General features: G+C 71.1%; 14 protein-coding genes. 10 read left to right on the forward strand and 4 right to left on the reverse strand.

All coding sequences use genetic code 11. From position 1 onward, the window contains the following. Nucleotides 1–45: 45 nt before the first annotated feature. Nucleotides 46–4,017 carry a type VII secretion protein EccCa gene (gene eccCa, locus AB0N31_RS30160; RefSeq protein ID WP_366061619.1) on the reverse strand — a complete coding sequence of 1,324 codons (3,972 nt, stop codon included), beginning with the start codon at nt 4,015–4,017 and terminating at the stop codon, nt 46–48. Nucleotides 4,018–4,334: 317 nt separating this feature from the next. On the opposite strand from eccCa, the gene eccD reads away from it, so the two are divergent. Next, the gene (gene eccD / locus AB0N31_RS30165) at nt 4,335–5,840 is read left to right on the forward strand and encodes a type VII secretion integral membrane protein EccD (protein ID WP_366061620.1); all 1,506 of its coding nucleotides are present in this window, start codon (nt 4,335–4,337) and stop codon (nt 5,838–5,840) included. A gap of 97 nt (nt 5,841–5,937) precedes the next feature. Next, the gene (locus tag AB0N31_RS30170; protein WP_366061621.1) at nt 5,938–6,246 is read left to right on the forward strand and encodes a hypothetical protein; all 309 of its coding nucleotides are present in this window, start codon (nt 5,938–5,940) and stop codon (nt 6,244–6,246) included. A gap of 19 nt (nt 6,247–6,265) precedes the next feature. Here the strand turns inward: AB0N31_RS30170 and AB0N31_RS30175 are convergent, their stop codons facing one another. Next, nucleotides 6,266–6,559 carry a DUF397 domain-containing protein gene (locus tag AB0N31_RS30175; RefSeq protein ID WP_366061622.1) on the reverse strand — a complete coding sequence of 98 codons (294 nt, stop codon included), beginning with the start codon at nt 6,557–6,559 and terminating at the stop codon, nt 6,266–6,268. Between the two features lie 316 nt (nt 6,560–6,875). On the opposite strand from AB0N31_RS30175, the gene rpsO reads away from it, so the two are divergent. The 5 genes from rpsO to AB0N31_RS30200 all read left to right on the forward strand — a co-directional run bounded on the left by rpsO (nt 6,876) and on the right by AB0N31_RS30200 (nt 12,366). After that, nucleotides 6,876–7,163: a 30S ribosomal protein S15 gene (gene rpsO / locus AB0N31_RS30180; protein ID WP_055632174.1), complete on the forward strand. Its 288-nt coding sequence runs from the start codon at nt 6,876–6,878 to the stop codon at nt 7,161–7,163. A gap of 295 nt (nt 7,164–7,458) precedes the next feature. After that, nucleotides 7,459–9,678 (forward strand): polyribonucleotide nucleotidyltransferase, encoded by a 2,220-nt coding sequence (locus AB0N31_RS30185; RefSeq protein ID WP_366061623.1) that lies wholly within the window; start codon nt 7,459–7,461, stop codon nt 9,676–9,678. Next, entirely contained in the window at nt 9,675–11,054 is a 1,380-nt protein-coding gene (locus AB0N31_RS30190; protein ID WP_366061624.1) for a pitrilysin family protein, read from the forward strand. The genes AB0N31_RS30185 and AB0N31_RS30190 overlap by 4 nt, the downstream gene beginning before the upstream one ends. Nucleotides 11,055–11,141: 87 nt before the next feature. After that, nucleotides 11,142–11,894 carry a 4-hydroxy-tetrahydrodipicolinate reductase gene (gene dapB / locus AB0N31_RS30195; RefSeq protein ID WP_366061625.1) on the forward strand — a complete coding sequence of 251 codons (753 nt, stop codon included), beginning with the start codon at nt 11,142–11,144 and terminating at the stop codon, nt 11,892–11,894. A gap of 13 nt (nt 11,895–11,907) precedes the next feature. Beyond that, nucleotides 11,908–12,366 carry a hypothetical protein gene (locus AB0N31_RS30200; RefSeq protein WP_366061626.1) on the forward strand — a complete coding sequence of 153 codons (459 nt, stop codon included), beginning with the start codon at nt 11,908–11,910 and terminating at the stop codon, nt 12,364–12,366. Nucleotides 12,367–12,460: 94 nt separating this feature from the next. On the opposite strand, the gene AB0N31_RS30205 is transcribed toward AB0N31_RS30200, so the two are convergent. Both AB0N31_RS30205 and AB0N31_RS30210 read right to left on the reverse strand, forming a co-directional pair. Then, nucleotides 12,461–13,015, reverse strand: coding sequence for a hypothetical protein (locus AB0N31_RS30205; RefSeq protein ID WP_366061627.1), 555 nt, complete (start codon nt 13,013–13,015; stop codon nt 12,461–12,463). Nucleotides 13,016–13,104: 89 nt separating this feature from the next. Further along, nucleotides 13,105–13,341, reverse strand: coding sequence for a hypothetical protein (locus AB0N31_RS30210; protein ID WP_366061628.1), 237 nt, complete (start codon nt 13,339–13,341; stop codon nt 13,105–13,107). 230 nt (nt 13,342–13,571) lie between these two features. On the opposite strand from AB0N31_RS30210, the gene thyX reads away from it, so the two are divergent. The 3 genes from thyX (at nt 13,572) to AB0N31_RS30225 (ending at nt 17,229) form a co-directional block, all read left to right on the forward strand. After that, nucleotides 13,572–14,312 carry an FAD-dependent thymidylate synthase gene (gene thyX, locus AB0N31_RS30215; RefSeq protein WP_366061629.1) on the forward strand — a complete coding sequence of 247 codons (741 nt, stop codon included), beginning with the start codon at nt 13,572–13,574 and terminating at the stop codon, nt 14,310–14,312. Nucleotides 14,313–14,516: 204 nt separating this feature from the next. Continuing rightward, nucleotides 14,517–15,416, forward strand: a complete 900-nt coding sequence (dapA, locus tag AB0N31_RS30220) for a 4-hydroxy-tetrahydrodipicolinate synthase (protein ID WP_366061630.1) — start codon at nt 14,517–14,519, stop codon at nt 15,414–15,416. Nucleotides 15,417–15,543: 127 nt separating this feature from the next. After that, nucleotides 15,544–17,229, forward strand: a complete 1,686-nt coding sequence (locus AB0N31_RS30225) for a ribonuclease J (protein WP_366061631.1) — start codon at nt 15,544–15,546, stop codon at nt 17,227–17,229. The last annotated feature ends 254 nt before the right edge of the window (nt 17,230–17,483 follow it).

Consider the following 17,483-nt stretch of genomic DNA (forward strand, 5'->3'; position numbering starts at 1 on the left):
CCCGGTCGTGTCCGGCACGTCAACCCGGCTCTCCGGCAGGGCACTTCATTCGGTCCCGTCCGGCATCAACCCCACCTGAACCAACGGCTTCCCCCGCCGCCGGGACACGAAGATCCCCCGCCCCGCGGGCATCGGACGCGGCCGTACCCCGCCGAGGAGGTCGCCCTCTCCGGGGTCGCCGGCCAGCACCACGCCCTGGGCGCCGAGTTCCTTGATGCGCTGCATGAACGCCTCGTACGAGGCACGGCCGGCGCCGGCCGTCGAGCGGGCCACGATGAAGCGGACGCCGACGTCCCGGGCGAAGGGGAGCAGCTCCGTCAGCCCCGCCAGCGGGTTGCCGCTGGACGTGGCGACGAGGTCGTAGTCGTCGATGACGACGAACACGGTCGGTCCGCGCCACCAGCTGCGGTCCCGGAGCTGCTGTGCCGTCACGTCCGCGGTCGGGGAGCGGCGCTTCATCAGGTCGGCCAGCGCGGACATGTGGTGGTCCATGGCGTTGGACATGGGGATGTACTCGGCCAGGTGCGAGGACGGCGTCGCGTCCAGCAGGGAGCGCCGGTTGTCGACCACGAAGAACTTGCACTCGTCGCCCGCGTACCGCTGCGAGAGCTGCTTGATCAGCAGGCGCAGCAGGTTCGACTTGCCCGACTCGCTCTCGCCGAAGACGAGGAAGAAGGGGTCCTGCTCGAAGTCGAGGTACACCGGTTCGAGGTTGTCCTCGTCGAGGGCGAAGGCGACCCCGCGCCGCGGGAACCGGTCGCCCGCGGGCAGCTGCCCGGCCGGGAACTCGCGCGGCAGCAGCCGTACCTCGGGAGCGCCGGGCGCCTCCCAGTGGCGGGAGACCTCGGCGGACAGCGCCTGGGTCGCGTCGGCGAGGTCGGTGTCGGAGGCGAGGCCGTCGATGCGCGGCACCGCCGCCATGAAGTGCAGCTTCTGCGGGGACAGACCCCGGCCGGGAACGCCCGTCGGGACGTTCGCGGCGGCCTTGCGGTCCAGTTCGGAGTCCATCGTGTCGCCGAGCCGCAGCTCCAGGCGGTTCATCAGGTGGTCCTTGAGGGCGGCCCTGACCTCCATCGAGCGGGAGGCGGTCAGCACCAGGTGGATGCCGTAGCCGAGACCGCGCGCGGCGATCTCGTGGATCACCTGGTCGAGCGCCTCGTAGTCGGAGCGGAAGTTGCCCCAGCCGTCGATGACGAGGAAGACGTCGCCCCACGGCTGGTCGGTGACCGAGATCTCGCCCCGGGCCCGACGGTTGCGGAAGTCGGCGATCGAGGGGATGCCCGCGGAGCGGAAGTACTCCTCACGGCGGATCAGCACGCCGTACACCTCGGCCACCGTGCGCCGCACCCGCTCCGGGTCCAGCCGCGAGGCCACCCCGCCGACGTGCGGCAGTCCGGCCAGCGAGGCCATGCCACCGCCGCCGAAGTCGAGGCCGTAGAACTGGACCTCGTGCGGTGTGTGGGTGAGGGCGAAGGAACAGATCAGCGAGCGCAGCAGCGTCGACTTGCCGGACTGCGGGCCGCCGAGGATCTGCATGTGTCCCGCGGCACCGGAGAAGTCCACCCAGAGGGCGTCACGGCGCTGCTCGAACGGCTTGTCCACCAGACCGACCGGGACGACCAGGCGGCCCGCGCCCTCGTAGCCGGGCTGGGTGAGCCCGCGGCCCGGCACGGCCGTGAGGCCCGGCAGCAGCGCGTCGAGCGAGGGCGGGCTGTCCAGCGGCGGCAGCCACACCTGGTGGGCCGCCGGGCCCTGTGCCTCCAGCCGGCGCACGATGACGTCCAGGACGGTGTCGGCGAGGGCCTCGTCCACCTCGGGACCGTCCCCGGAGGGGCGCTGCTGGGGCACGGACGCGTACCGCACCGGCACCTCGGCCGCGGTGAACAGCACCGGCTGCCGGTCCACCGGCAGCTGACCACCGCCCAGCGCCGCCCGCTGCGGGCCGGAGCGGTAGACGCCGGAGACGTACGCCGCCTTGAACCGCAGCATCTCGTCCGTGCCGAACTTCAGGAAGCCGGAACCCGGCACGTTGGGCAGCGAGTACGCGTCGGGCACGCCCAGCGCCGCCCTCGACTCGGCCGCCGAGAAGGTGCGCAGACCGATGCGGTACGACAGATACGTCTCCAGGCCGCGCAGCCGGCCCTCCTCCAGGCGCTGCGAGGCCAGCAGCAGGTGCACGCCGAGCGATCGGCCGATGCGGCCGATCTGCACGAACATCTCGATGAAGTCCGGCTTGGCGGTGAGCAGTTCGCTGAACTCGTCGATCACCAGGACGAGGGAGGGGATCGGCTGGAGCGGGGCGCCGGCCGCGCGCGCCTTCTCGTAGTCGTGGATGTTGGCGTAGTTGCCCGCGTCGCGCAGCATCTCCTGGCGGCGGTTCAGCTCGCCGCGGATGGAGTCGCCCATGCGGTCGACCAGCGTCAGGTCGTCCGCCAGGTTGGTGATCACGGCCGCGACGTGCGGCATCTGCGCCATGCCCGCGAAGGTCGCGCCGCCCTTGAAGTCGGCGAGGACGAAGTTCAGGGTCTCCGAGGAGTGGGTGACGGCGAGGCCCAGCACCAGGGTGCGCAGCAGTTCGGACTTGCCGGAGCCGGTGGCGCCGACGCACAGACCGTGCGGGCCCATGCCCTCCTGCGCCGCCTCCTTGAGGTCCAGCATCACCGGACGCCCGTCCTCGCCGACGCCGATCGGCACCCGCAGCCGCTCGGCCAGCGAACGCGGCCGCCAGGTGCGCTTCGGGTCCACGGACGCCGCGTCACCGAGGTTCAGCAGGTCGGTGAACTCCAGGTTGGCCAGCAGCGGTTCGTCGTCGTCGCCGCCGGAGGCCATCCGCAGCGGCGCCAACTGCCGGGCGAGCACCTCGGCGGACTCGTACGACAGGGCGTCGGGCGTTCCCTCGTAGACGGTCCCGTGCCCCGACTCCAGGTGCAGCACTCCGGGCTCCACCACGATGGACAACTCGCCGCCGGGGCCCGTCAGTTCACCGGGGACGACCTCGAGGACCGTCACGCCCTGGAGCCCCTCGGGGTTGGCCAGGAACGAGTCGGGCGGCAGCGAGACGCCGTCGAGGACGACGACGATGTGCGGCTCCTCCGGCAGCGGGGCCGCGTCCGGGTGGAACCGCGGCCGGCCGCTGAGCCGGGAGGCGATCAGGTTCTCCAGTTCGCGCGTGTCACCGCCGATCAGCCTGCGGCTGCCCGCGCCGTCCACCGTGCCCGGCGCCTGCACGTGCGGCAGCCACTTGGCCCACTCCCAGTGCGCGAGTTCGTCCCGGCCCGCCGCGACCACGAGGACGAGGTCCTCGGGCGAGTGCAGCGCGGCCAGCGAACCGGCCATGGCGCGGGTGGAGGACCGTACCGACTGCGGATCGCCGCTGACCGTGACGTGGTAGAAGGCGCGCAGCGACACCGCCATCGGCAGGGCGTCCAGGGTGCCGTGGACGGCGAGGAAGCGCTGGAACGCGCCCGCGGTCAGCGGCTCCAACTGCTCCACGGGGCCGGTCTCGGGACTGACCAGCGGGGTGGCCAGCGACTGGGCGCCGAGACCGACGCGGACCTGGGCGAAGTCCTCGTCGCCGGGCCGCCGTTCCCACACCCGGCTGCCCTCGGCGACCAGGGCCCACAGCTGCTCGGGGGAGGGGTGCAGGTAGTACTGGGCGTCGCGCTGCGCCTTCGCGGTGGCGATCGTCGTCAGCCGGGTCTGCGCCAGGTAGCTCAGGTAGTCGCGGCGCAGGTCCGCCAACTGCCCCTGCGTGCCGCGGCGGAAGCGGACCACCATCGCGATGGACATCGCCACCGTCGAGGCGATCATGACCATGCCCATGATGCGCATGAACGGCTGGCCGCTCGTGAAGAAGAAGACGACCGAACCGCCCATGCCCAGCGTGGGCAGCAGTTGCATCAGCACGCTCTCCTGATGCCCCCGCGGCAGCTCGGGCGGGGGCTGCACGGCGATCTCGCCCGTGGGCACCTCGGACGGCAGTGCCCGGGGAGGGCGCTTCACGACGATGTGGCTCACTGCTCACCAATTCCCTTGCCGGCCCCGGGTAAGTACCGTCCGCCACCCCGTGTCAGGCGGACGCAGGCCGCCGCGTGATCCTACTGACTTCTCGTGCGACGAGGGGGCGGTAGGGTGCCGGATGTTCGCGTGAGCACATGCGAGTTGGTCCGGGTGAGCCGGGACATTCCGTGAGAACGGGAACGCTTCGGCGCTCTCCGGCCGCCCGACGGCGTCCGTTTCGCCGCCCGGTCGGACCCACCGGTCCCACGCGGCACGGCACGGTCCAGAAATTTTCACACCGCCGACGCGGAACCATCACTGAGGGGGAGCAGCAGGTGAGCATCACGGCCTCCGCGGCAGCCACTGGAGGAGGGCAGGGATCGGGCGCCGCCTCCGGGACGGGCCTCGGCTTCTGCCGGGTCACGATCGTCGCGCCCGACAGCCGGATCGACGTGGCGCTGCCCGACGACATCCCGGTCGTCGACCTCTACCCGGAGATCCTCCGGCTCTCCCGGCAGAGCCCCGCCGAGGGCGCCCCCGTCGGCTACCACCTCGTACGCCGGGACGGCACCGTCCTCGACGGCTCCCGCTCGTTCGCCGCGCAGCACATCCTCGACGGCGAACTCCTCACGCTGCGCCCCTTCTCGGAGTCGCTGCCGCCCGCCGTCTTCGACGACGTCTCCGAGGCGGTCGCCGCGGCCGTGACCCGCGAGCACGCCCTGTGGGGCGGCGACCTGACCCGGGCCGCGGGCCTGGTCGGGGGAGGCGTCCTGCCGGTCCTGCTCGCCTTCGTGGCCTGGACGGGCGACCCGCGCCACGACATGCACTCCCTGCCCGGCGTCCTCGCCGCGGTCGTCGGCGTCCTGCTGGTCGCCCTCGCCTGCGTCCGCGCCCGCGTCTACGACGACCGGCCCTCGGCCGTCGCCCTCGGACTCGGCGCGCTGCCCAACGTCGGCGTGGCCGGCTCGGGTCTCCTCCCGCTCGCCGACGGCCAGGGCATCGGCAAGCTCCAGTTCCTCCTGGCCTGCGCGGCGGTCCTGCTGGCCGCGGTGCTCCTCACCCTGTGCTCGCCGGGCGGGGACGGCCCGTTCGTCGCCTTCGTCGTGGCGTCCGGCGCCGGCCTCGCGGCGGTGTTCGCGGCGATCCTCGCGCACTGGACGCCGTCCGAGACCGCAGCCCTGTGCGCGCCCGTCGCCGTGGGCGCCCTCGCCTTCCTGCCCGGCCTCTCCATGCGCTTCGCCCGGCTGCCGATCGGCTTCGACACCCCCGACACCACCCGTCGCAGCGCGTACGGCGCCGGTCCCGCCCCCCAGGAGCCGGTCGACGTCGAGCGGATCACCGCCCAGGCCCGCCGCGGCCACGAACTGCTCGTCGGACTGGTCGGCGGCTGCGCCCTGATCGCGGTCGGCGCCTGCTCGGTCCTCGGCTTCTCCGACGGCCTCTGGGCCCAGCTGCTCGCCCTGGCCGTGGGCATCGCCCTGCTGATGCGCGCCCACCTCTTCCGCTACACCGCGCAGGTCGCCCCCGTTCTCGCCGCCGGCCTCGCCTCCCTCGTGCTGCTCGGCCTCGGGCTGGCGCTCAACCCGCCCGTGTCGGTGTTCCGCGACGCCCTCACGGGCGACCGCACCGACCTGGACGTGCGGACCATCTGGCTGGTCGCCGCGATCGCGGCGGCGTCCGCGCTCGTCACCGCGGTCGGCCTGATCGGCTCGCGCGGCGGTCTCACGCCGTTCTGGGGACGGTTCACGGAGATCGCCGAAGGCTTCGTCCTGCTCACCCTGGTGCCCCTGGCGCTGGCCGTCTTCGACGTCTACGCGGCCGCCCGGGCGATGACGAGCTGACCGGCCGGCAGCCGACCGGTCGCCGCCCCGGCGCCCCACCGCCCCGGCGGGGCGCCGGAGGACGTCACAGCCGTCAGGCCGTGACAGCGATCAGGCCGTGACAGCGATCAGACCGTCACGGGCAAGGACCGCCGGGGGCGGCCGGCTGCTCGCCGTACGTGCGAGCGACGACCGCGTCACGCCCGACGCACGGGTCGCCCCGGCCCCGGAGACCGGCGACGAGACGCCGTACTGCTGCTTCGACCTGCCGGTCGAGGCCGGGCCGATGACGACGACCGACCACAACGACGTCGTCCGGAACGCCCGCCTCGTCTTCGACGTCAGGAAGGCCGAGGGCCCCGCCGCCGGCCGGCCGAAGCGGACCCACCCGGCCCTCGGCCTGCAGAGCACGGCGGCGGGAAGGTGACGGCGCGGCCGTGAGCCGCCTAACCCGCCGCCGGCCCGCCGTTGTGCGGCGCCGGCTCCAGGTCGAACTCGCCGTCCCGCGCGCCCAGGACGAAGGCCCGCCACTCCGCCTCCGTGTAGCGCAGCACGGTGCCGGGGTCGAGCGACGACCGCATGGCCACCGCGCCGGCGGGGAGGTAGGCGATCTCCACCCGCTCCTCGTGCTCCTCCGTGCCCGGCGCGCTGTGCCACTCGACGCCGGAGATGTCGAGGGCGTACAGCTCGTCCCTCTCCCGCTCCTTGCGCGCCTTGGTCTCCTCTGCCGTCTCCGCCATGTCGCAGCGACCCCTTCCCGACGTACGGACGAACAACGTTGCTTCCATGAAAGAACGATCCGGGCGCCACCCTAGTGGCCGCCCCCAGGCCTCCTCAGGGGTTCGCGGACCGCGGCGAAGGCGCCCCCCACCTCCTGGTACCCTGATGGACGGACGTTTGTGTACGCACCCCCGGATCGCCCTCAGCAGACCTTGCCGGTCCCTGAAGGTCCTGGAGGCCGCGCCCAGCGGATCCCCGCCTCCCGAGTAACGGAAGCTCCCCCGAGACACAGACCGGGGGCACTCGGTGGCCCACCACGGACTACGAGGAGTACGCGTGTCGCTCGACGCCGCTACGAAGAAGCAGATCATCGCCGAGTTCGGCCAGAAGGAGGGCGACACCGGCTCCCCCGAGGTCCAGGTCGCCATGCTCTCCCGTCGGATCTCCGACCTGACCGAGCACCTCAAGACCCACAAGCACGACCACCACTCCCGCCGGGGTCTGCTCATCCTGGTCGGTCAGCGCCGCCGGCTGCTGCAGTACCTGGCCAAGAAGGACATCCAGCGCTTCCGCGCCCTGGTCGACCGCCTCGGCATCCGCCGCGGTGCGGCCGGCGCCAAGTAAGACGCCGTGAAGGGAGCGGTTCCCGTCGTCATCGGGGACCGCTCCCTTTGCCGTACGTACGCAAACGTGCGGAGTGTCACCCACGCTTTGTAGTGTGGTAGCAGAACGCAAGAGGCACGAGACAGACGAGGAGGGGCGCACGTAGCCGCCGCCGGTCCTCGGTAGTGGCCCCCGGGGGAAAGCGAGCCCCGGGTGCTTCGATCGAAGACCGGCCCGCACCGCACGGAGCGCCTCTCCACCACCGTCCCCCTGCCACACGGGCAGCCCAGGGGACGAAGACGAGGAGAAAACGCTAGTGGAGAACGAGACCCACTACGCCGAAGCCGTCATCGACAACGGCACTTTCGGCACCCGCACCATCCGCTTCGAGACGGGCCGCCTGGCCCGCCAGGCCGCCGGCTCGGCCGTGGCCTACCTGGACGACGACACCATGGTGCTGTCGGCCACCACCGCCTCCAAGAACCCCAAGGACCAGCTCGACTTCTTCCCCCTCACGGTGGACGTCGAGGAGCGGATGTACGCCGCCGGCAAGATCCCCGGCAGCTTCTTCCGCCGTGAGGGCCGCCCCTCCGAGGACGCCGTCCTCACCTGCCGCCTGATCGACCGCCCGCTGCGCCCGTCCTTCAAGAAGGGCCTTCGCAACGAGATCCAGGTCGTCGCCACGATCATGGCCCTCAACCCCGACCACCTGTACGACGTCGTGGCGATCAACGCCGCGTCCGCGTCCACGCAGCTGGCCGGCCTGCCCTTCTCCGGCCCGATCGGCGGCGTCCGCGTCGCGCTGATCCGCGGCCAGTGGGTCGCCTTCCCGACGCACACCGAGCTGGAGGACGCCGTCTTCGACATGGTCGTCGCCGGTCGCGTCCTGGAGGACGGCGACGTCGCGATCATGATGGTCGAGGCCGAGGCCACCGAGAAGACCATCAAGCTCGTCGAGGACGGCGCCGAGGCGCCGACCGAGGAGGTCGTCGCCGCCGGTCTGGACGCCGCGAAGCCCTTCATCAAGGTGCTCTGCAGGGCGCAGGCCGACCTCGCCGCCAAGGCCGCCAAGCCGACCGGCGAGTTCCCGATCTTCCTCGACTACCAGGACGACGTCCTGGAGGCGCTGTCCGCCGCCGTCCGCCCGGAGCTCTCCGCCGCGCTGACCATCGCGGGCAAGCAGGAGCGCGAGGCCGAGCTGGACCGCGTCAAGGCACTCGCCGCCGAGAAGCTCCTGCCGGAGTTCGAGGGGCGCGAGAAGGAGATCTCCGCCGCGTACCGCTCGCTCACCAAGCAGCTGGTCCGCGAGCGCGTGATCAAGGAGAAGAAGCGCATCGACGGCCGCGGCGTCACGGACATCCGTACGCTCGCCGCCGAGGTCGAGGCCATCCCGCGCGTGCACGGCTCCGCGCTGTTCGAGCGTGGCGAGACCCAGATCCTGGGCGTCACCACCCTCAACATGCTCCGCATGGAGCAGCAGCTGGACACCCTCTCCCCGGTGACCCGCAAGCGCTACATGCACAACTACAACTTCCCGCCGTACTCCGTCGGCGAGACCGGCCGCGTCGGCTCCCCGAAGCGCCGCGAGATCGGCCACGGCGCCCTCGCCGAGCGCGCCATCGTGCCGGTGCTGCCGACGCGCGAGGAGTTCCCCTACGCGATCCGCCAGGTGTCCGAGGCCCTCGGCTCCAACGGCTCGACGTCCATGGGCTCCGTCTGCGCCTCCACCATGTCGCTGCTGAACGCCGGTGTGCCCCTGAAGGCCCCCGTCGCCGGTATCGCCATGGGCCTGATCTCCCAGGAGATCAACGGCGAGACGCACTACGTCGCCCTCACCGACATCCTCGGTGCGGAGGACGCCTTCGGCGACATGGACTTCAAGGTCGCCGGCACCAAGGAGTTCGTCACCGCCCTCCAGCTCGACACCAAGCTGGACGGCATCCCCGCCTCCGTCCTGGCCGCCGCCCTCAAGCAGGCCCGTGACGCCCGCCTCCACATCCTCGACGTGATGATGGAAGCGATCGACACGCCGGACGAGATGTCCCCCAACGCCCCGCGGATCATCACCGTCAAGATCCCCGTGGACAAGATCGGCGAGGTCATCGGCCCCAAGGGCAAGATGATCAACCAGATCCAGGAGGACACCGGCGCCGACATCACGATCGAGGACGACGGCACGATCTACATCGGCGCCGTCGACGGCCCGTCCGCCGAGGCCGCCCGTGCCACGATCAACGGCATCGCCAACCCGACGATGCCCGAGGTCGGCGAGCGCTACCTGGGCACGGTCGTGAAGACGACCACCTTCGGTGCGTTCGTGTCGCTGATGCCGGGCAAGGACGGTCTGCTGCACATCTCGCAGATCCGCAAGCTCGCCGGCGGCAAGCGCGTGGAGAACGTCGAGGACGTCCTCGGCGTGGGCGCCAAGGTCCAGGTCGAGATCGCCGAGATCGACTCCCGCGGCAAGCTCTCCCTCATCCCCGTGATCGAGGGCGAATCGTCCGACGACGACAAGAAGGACGACGCCGAGCAGTGACGTCCCGTAGCTCCAAGGTGACGGCCCGCCCCTCTTCGGAGGCGCGGGCCGTCGCCCGTACCCAAACCCTCATCAAGGGCGAGAACGGCATCGGCACGGTCCGCAAGACCACCCTCCCGGGCGGCCTGCGCATCGTCACCGAGACCCTCCCCTCGGTCCGCTCCGCGACCTTCGGCATCTGGGCACACGTCGGCTCCCGCGACGAGACCCCGGCGCTGAACGGTGCCACCCACTACCTCGAGCACCTGCTCTTCAAGGGCACCCGGCGCAGGTCCGCGCTGGACATCTCCTCCGCCCTCGACGCGGTCGGCGGCGAGATGAACGCCTTCACGGCGAAGGAGTACACGTGCTACTACGCGCGCGTGCTCGACGCCGACCTGCCGCTCGCCATCGACGTCGTCAGCGACATGTTGACCGGCTCCCTGATCCGGGAGGAGGACGTCAACGTCGAGCGCGGCGCGATCCTCGAGGAGATCGCGATGACGGAGGACGACCCGGGCGACTGCGTGCACGACCTGTTCGCGCACACGATGTTCGGCGACAACGCCCTCGGCCGCCCCGTCCTCGGCACGGTCGACACCGTCAACGCCCTCACCGCGGACCGCATCCGCCGCTTCTACAAGAAGCACTACGACCCCACCCACCTGGTGGTCGCCGCCGCGGGCAACATCGACCACAACAAGGTCGTACGGCAGGTCCGCGCCGCCTTCGAGAAGGCCGGCGCGCTCGGGGAGACCGACGCCACCCCCATCGCCCCGCGCGACGGCCGGCGCACCATCCGCACCGCGGGCCGCGTCGAACTCCTCGGCCGCAAGACCGAACAGGCGCACGTCGTCCTCGGCATGCCCGGCCTGCCCCGCACCGACGAGCGCCGCTGGGCCCTCGGCGTGCTCAACACCGCCCTCGGTGGCGGCATGTCCTCCCGGCTGTTCCAGGAGGTCCGCGAGAAGCGCGGCCTGGCCTACAGCGTCTACTCCTACACCTCCGGCTTCGCCGACTGCGGACTGTTCGGCGTGTACGCCGGCTGCCGGCCCAGCCAGGTGCACGACGTGCTGAAGATCTGCCGCGACGAACTCGACACCGTCGCCGAACACGGCCTCTCCGACGAGGAGATCGGCCGCGCCATCGGCCAGCTGCGCGGCTCCACGGTCCTCGGCCTGGAGGACACCGGCGCGCTCATGAACCGCATCGGCAAGAGCGAGCTGTGCTGGGGCGAGCAGATGTCCGTCGACGACATGCTGACCCGGATCGAGGCCGTGACCCCGGACGAGGTCCGCGAGGTGGCCCGCGACATCCTGGGACAGCGCCCGTCGCTGTCGGTCATCGGCCCGCTCAAGGACAAGCAGGCGTCCCGGCTGCACGAGGCCGTCGCCTAGGGTCTGTCCGGCGGGTCAGGTCGGACCCCGCGTCTCCGACCGCACCCGCCGGGCAGGCCCCAACCCCCTCCCGTAAGGAAGCAACAGATGAGCAAGCTGCGCGTGGCGGTCCTCGGCGCCAAGGGCCGCATCGGCGCCGAAGCGGTCCGGGCGGTCGAGGCCGCCGAGGACATGGAGCTGGTGGCCGCCCTCGGCCGGGGCGACGAGCTGGAGACGCTGGCCGGGACCGGCGCCCAGGTCGCGGTGGAACTGACCACCCCGGCCTCGGTCATGGACAACCTCGACTACTGCGTACGGCACGGCATCCACGCCGTCGTCGGCACCACCGGCTGGACCGAGGAACGCCTCGCGCAGCTGACCGGCTGGCTGGAGCGGTCCCCGGAGACGGGCGTGCTCATCGCGCCGAACTTCTCCATCGGGGCCGTGTTGACCATGAAGTTCGCGCAGATCGCGGCGCCGTACTTCGAGTCGGTCGAGGTCGTCGAGCTGCACCACCCGAACAAGGTGGACGCCCCCTCCGGCACCGCCACGCGCACCGCCCAGCTCATCGCCGAGGCCCGCCGCGCCGCCGGCTGCGCCCCCGCCCCGGACGCCACGGCGACGGCCCTGGACGGGGCCCGCGGCGCGGACGTCGACGGCGTCCCCGTCCACGCCGTCCGCCTGCGCGGCCTGCTGGCCCACCAGGAGGTCCTGCTGGGCGGCGAGGGGGAGACCCTGACCATCCGCCACGACTCCCTGCACCACAGCAGCTTCATGCCGGGCATCCTGCTGGGCGCCCGCCGCGTGGTGACGACTCCGGGCCTGACCTTCGGCCTGGAACACTTCCTGGACCTGAACTGAGCCCCTGACTGCCATGCGCGCGAAGCTCTCCTACGCCCTCACGGCCGCCGTCCTGGTCTTCTACTTCGTCCTGGTCGGCAGCCGCGGCGTCATGCTCATCCAGTCCGGCACGCTCCTCACCGTCACCTTCGGCGTGGCGGTGCTGATCCTGCCGGTCATCGGCGTCTGGTTCCTGTGGAAGAACACCCAGTTCGTCCGCCGGGCCAACCAGCTCGCCGCCGAACTCGACGCCGAGGGCGGCCTGCCCGTCGACGAGCTGAAGCGCACCCCCAGCGGCCGCGTCGACCGCGACTCGGCCGACGCCGTGTTCGCCCGGCGCAAGGCCGAGACGGAAGCGGCTCCCGACGACTGGCGCACCTGGTTCCGCCTCGCCGTCGCCTACCACGACGCCCGGGACACCCCGCGCGCCCGCAAGGCCATGCAGCGCGCCATCAGCCTGCACGGCACCACACGGCACCCGGCCTCCTCCTGATGAGGCCGCGCACTCGTCCTGAGGCCGCGCACGAGGAGGCCCGGTCCACACATCCGGACCGGGCCGCCTCAGGCGTGTCCCCTCAGGCGTGTCCTCAGGGCCGCCGGTACTCGTCGGCCCACGCCTCCACGGAGTCCGCGGCCCGGTCGAACGCCTCCGGCCGCGCCAGGAAGTCGGCCCCGTGCGAGGTGAGCAGCGGCACCGCGCCCTCCGCGGCCCGGTCCCGCCGCACGAGGGTCAGCGCCTGGCCCTGCACGGTGCGCGGCAGACCCATCCAGCGCACGGGCTGCTGCACGGTCCGCACGGCCACGACGCGGTTCCAGGTCACCGTCCGCGTGACGAGGAAGTCCACCTGGCGCACCCCGCGCGCACTCACCCACACCCCCATCCGCAGCAGCCGCAGCGCGCCGCCGATCACCAGCAGTGACACACCGAAGACGATCCCGGCCTCGGACACCGAGCCGGTCAACGCGATGATCACCGCCGCGAACAACACGTACGACGCGAGCAGCAGGCACAGCGCGGCCGCCGCGACCCGCCACGGGCCGGGCCGGTAGGGCCGCCGCCAGTGCTCGCGGTCGTCGAAGGGCAGCGCGACCTCGTCCGCCGCCTCGAATGCGCGGTCGGCCGTCAGGAAGGGCAGGGGCACGGCTGGTCCTCACTCGTCCATACGTGGGCTGTGCCGGTGAGGCTATCCGCCTGTGTCCTCGCTCACCACCTTCGGGGGTCCGGATGGGGTCAGCGGCCCCGGGAGGCCTGTGACTGCTGGTCGGGGACGGAGTGATCCGCGGACAGCGCCGGCATCCCGATGACCAGCGAGCCCACCAGGGCGGCCACGATGGTCAGCCCCAGCAGCCAGCGCCCGGCCAGCTGCCCGAAGGAGGACCGCTCCGGGGGCGGGGGAGTGACATTGCTACGGAACCTGTCGGCCTCGGCGAGGAAGGCGAAGGGTACGGGCTCGCGCCGGCGGAACATGGCGGGTACGTCCTCCTGGGAGATGACGAGTGGACTCGGCGACTGACGGCCGCCATCGGTGCGGCCGCCACCGACACAGCCGTCACCGATACAGACGAGCGAGTGTCCGAAAACGTGCCCCATATCGGCAGACGTCCTACGCGGAGCCCGCGGCGCCCGTGAACTCCCGGCCCGACGGCCGTCGTAAAGTTGGCGCCGCTCCGCAGACGCGATGGAAGGACCCCCGAACCGTGACCCCCACCCCCGACGACGAGGCCAAGATCGAACTCCGGAGCGACGTCACCGTCGAACTGGTCAAGCACACCGCGTCCGACGCGGACGTGCTGTTCGCCGCCCGCGTCTCGACCGCCGGCGAGCAGTCCCTGGACGAGCTGAAGAAGGACCCCGAGCGCTCCAAGGGGCTCATCAACTACCTGATGCGGGACCGCCACGGCAGCCCCTTCGAGCACAACTCGATGACCTTCTTCATCAGCGCCCCGATCTTCGTCTTCCGCGAGTTCATGCGGCACCGCGCGGGCTGGTCGTACAACGAGGAGTCCGGCCGCTACCGGGAGCTCCAGCCGGTGTTCTACGTCCCGGACGCCTCCCGCAAGCTCGTGCAGCAGGGCCGCCCCGGCAAGTACGTCTTCGTGGAGGGCAGCGAGGACCAGCAGGAACTGGTCGACCGCACGATGGAGGACTCCTACCGCCAGGCCTATTCCGCCTACCAGGAGATGCTGGCCGCGGGCGTCGCCCGCGAGGTCGCCCGCGCGGTCCTCCCGGTCGGCCTGTTCTCCTCGATGTACGCCACCTGCAACGCCCGCTCCCTGATGCACTTCCTCGGCCTGCGCACCCAGCACGAACTGGCCAAGGTCCCGTCCTTCCCGCAGCGGGAGATCGAGATGGTCGGCGAGAAGATGGAGTCCGAGTGGGCGAAGCTCATGCCCCTCACCTACGCGGCCTTCAACGCCAACGGCAGGGTCGCCCCGTAAGCCGCTCCGTAACGGAGACGTATGTACGGATCATCCGCGCGAAGTGTCCGTATTGCGGCATTTGGAGAAGTTCATCTAGCCTGATCAAACGGACCCGGCACTGCTTGAACCCCCGAGCAGGCAGTGCCGGGCTCCGCATTTGTCACCACTTGTCGTCCGCCCCGAGGGCAGACCCCGCCCCGAGCAACGAGTAGCGTGTTCCCCATGGCTCCGACCTCCACTCCGCAGACCCCCTTCGGGCGGGTCCTCACCGCCATGGTCACGCCCTTCACGGCGGACGGCGCACTCGACCTCGACGGCGCACAGCGGCTCGCCACCCACCTGGTGGACGCAGGCAACGACGGCCTGATCGTCAACGGCACCACCGGTGAGTCGCCCACCACCAGCGACGCGGAGAAATCGGACCTGGTACGAGCCGTCCTGGAGGCCGTCGGAGACCGGGCCCACGTCGTGGCCGGGGTCGGCACCAACGACACCCACCACAGCATCGAGCTGGCGCGCGCGGCGCAGCGGACCGGCGCACACGGCCTGCTCGTCGTGACGCCGTACTACAACAAGCCCCCGCAGGAGGGCCTCCTCCGGCACTTCACGGCCGTCGCCGACGCCACCGAGCTGCCGGTCATGCTCTACGACATTCCCGGTCGCAGCGGCGTCCCGATCAGCACCGAGACGCTGGTCCGCCTGGCCGAGCACCCGCGGATCGTCGCCAACAAGGACGCCAAGGGCGACCTCGGCCGCGCGAGCTGGGCCATCGCCCGCTCGCGCCTGGCCTGGTACTCCGGCGACGACATGCTGAACCTGCCGCTGCTCTCCGTGGGCGCGGTCGGCTTCGTCTCCGTCGTCGGTCACGTCGTCACCCCGGACCTGCGCGCCCTCGTGGACGCGTTCATCTCGGGTGACGTCCAGAAGGCCACGGAGATCCACCAGAAGCTGCTCCCGGTCTACACGGGCATGTTCCGCACCCAGGGCGTCATGACCACGAAGGCCGCGCTCACCCTCCAGGGCCTGCCCGCGGGCCCGCTGCGGCCGCCCATGGTGGAACTCACCGCGGAAGAGACCGCCCAGCTCAAGATCGATCTTGCCGCCGGCGGGGTACAGCTCTGACACCAGACTTCACAACTGAATACGGCAGGCCACCGGTGCCTGCGCACATCGACAACTGCTTCTGCACGAACGTCACGCGCGCCACGTGCCCGACCGGTACGTGGCGCGCGTGTTTGAGGAGAGTCTTTTGAGTCATCCGCACCCCGAACTGGGCCCGCCCCCGCCGCTCCCCGAAGGAGGCCTGCGGGTCACCCCGCTCGGCGGCCTCGGCGAGATCGGCCGCAACATGACGGTCTTCGAGTACGGCGGTCGCCTGCTGATCGTCGACTGCGGAGTGCTCTTCCCCGAGGAGGAGCAGCCGGGAATCGACCTGATCCTGCCGGACTTCACGTCCATCCGGGACCGTCTCGACGACATCGAGGGCATCGTCCTCACCCATGGCCACGAGGACCACATCGGCGGCGTCCCCTACCTCCTCCGGGAGAAGCCGGACATCCCGCTGATCGGCTCCAAGCTGACCCTCGCCCTGATCGAGGCGAAGCTCCAGGAGCACCGCATCCGCCCGTACACCCTCGAGGTGGCGGAGGGGAACCGCGAGCGCATCGGTCCGTTCGACTGCGAGTTCGTCGCGGTCAACCACTCCATCCCGGACGCTCTCGCGGTCGCCATCCGCACCCCGGCCGGCATGGCGGTCCACACGGGCGACTTCAAGATGGACCAGCTCCCGCTGGACAACCGCCTCACGGACCTCCACGCGTTCGCCCGGCTCAGCGAGGAAGGCATCGACCTCCTCCTCTCCGACTCGACGAACGCGGAGGTCCCCGGTTTCGTCCCGCCCGAGCGCGACATCTCCAACGTCCTGCGCACGGTCTTCGCGAACGCCCGCAAGCGGATCATCGTGGCGAGCTTCGCCAGCCACGTCCACCGCATCCAGCAGATCCTGGACGCGGCCCACGAGTACGGCCGCAGGGTCGCCTTCGTCGGTCGCTCGATGGTCCGCAACATGGGCATCGCCCGCGACCTGGGCTACCTGAAGGTCCCGCCGGGCCTGGTGGTGGACGTCCGCAGCCTGGACGACCTTCCGGACCACGAGGTGGTCCTGGTCTGCACGGGTTCCCAGGGCGAACCGATGGCCGCCCTGTCCCGCATGGCCAACCGTGACCACCAGATCCGCATCGTCGACGGCGACACCGTGATCCTGGCGTCGTCGCTCATCCCCGGCAACGAGAACGCGGTCTACCGCGTGATCAACGGCCTGACCCGCTGGGGCGCCAACGTCGTCCACAAGGGCAACGCCAAGGTGCACGTCTCGGGCCACGCGTCCGCGGGCGAGCTGTTGTACTTCTACAACATCTGCCGGCCGAGGAACCTGATGCCGGTCCACGGCGAATGGCGTCACCTGCGTGCCAACGCCGAGCTGGGCGCCCTCACCGGCGTACCGCACGACCGCATCGTCATCGCCGAGGACGGCATCGTCGTCGACCTCGTCCAGGGCAAGGCCAGGATCTCCGGCAAGGTCCAGGCGGGTTACGTGTACGTCGACGGCCTCTCGGTCGGAGATGTGCGCGAGCCGGCGCTGAAGGACCGGAAGATCCTGGGGGACGAGGGCATCATCTCGGTCTTCCTGGTCGTGGACTCCTCGACCGGCAAGATCACCGCCGGTCCGCACATCCAGGCCCGCGGGTCCGGTATCGACGACTCCGCCTTCGGGGCCGTCGTGCCGAAGATCAACGAGGTCCTGGAACGGTCGGCCCAGGACGGGGTCGTCGAGCCCCACCAGTTGCAGCAACTCATCCGCCGCACCCTGGGCAAGTGGGTCTCCGACACCTACCGGCGCAGGCCGATGATCCTCCCGGTCGTCGTGGAGGTCTGACGGGCTGACGACTCCTCACAGGCGTCAACCTGGGGCGGGGCACCTCGATTTGCATCGGGGCGCCCCGCTCCAGTACGTTTACGGCTCCGCCTGAACGGGAAGCCCCCGACGCCTTGTGCGTCGGAGCGGTCACCGCGAGGGGCCGGGAAAACCGACTCAGAACTTCTGATAAAGTCGGAACCGCCGGAAAGGAAGCCGCGAAAGAAAAGCGGGGGCCTGGAAAGCGCCGAGGAAATCGGATCGGGAAACGGTCT

The organism is Streptomyces sp. NPDC051051 (assembly GCF_040682975.1).
Taxonomy (GTDB): Bacteria; Actinomycetota; Actinomycetes; order Streptomycetales; family Streptomycetaceae; genus Streptomyces.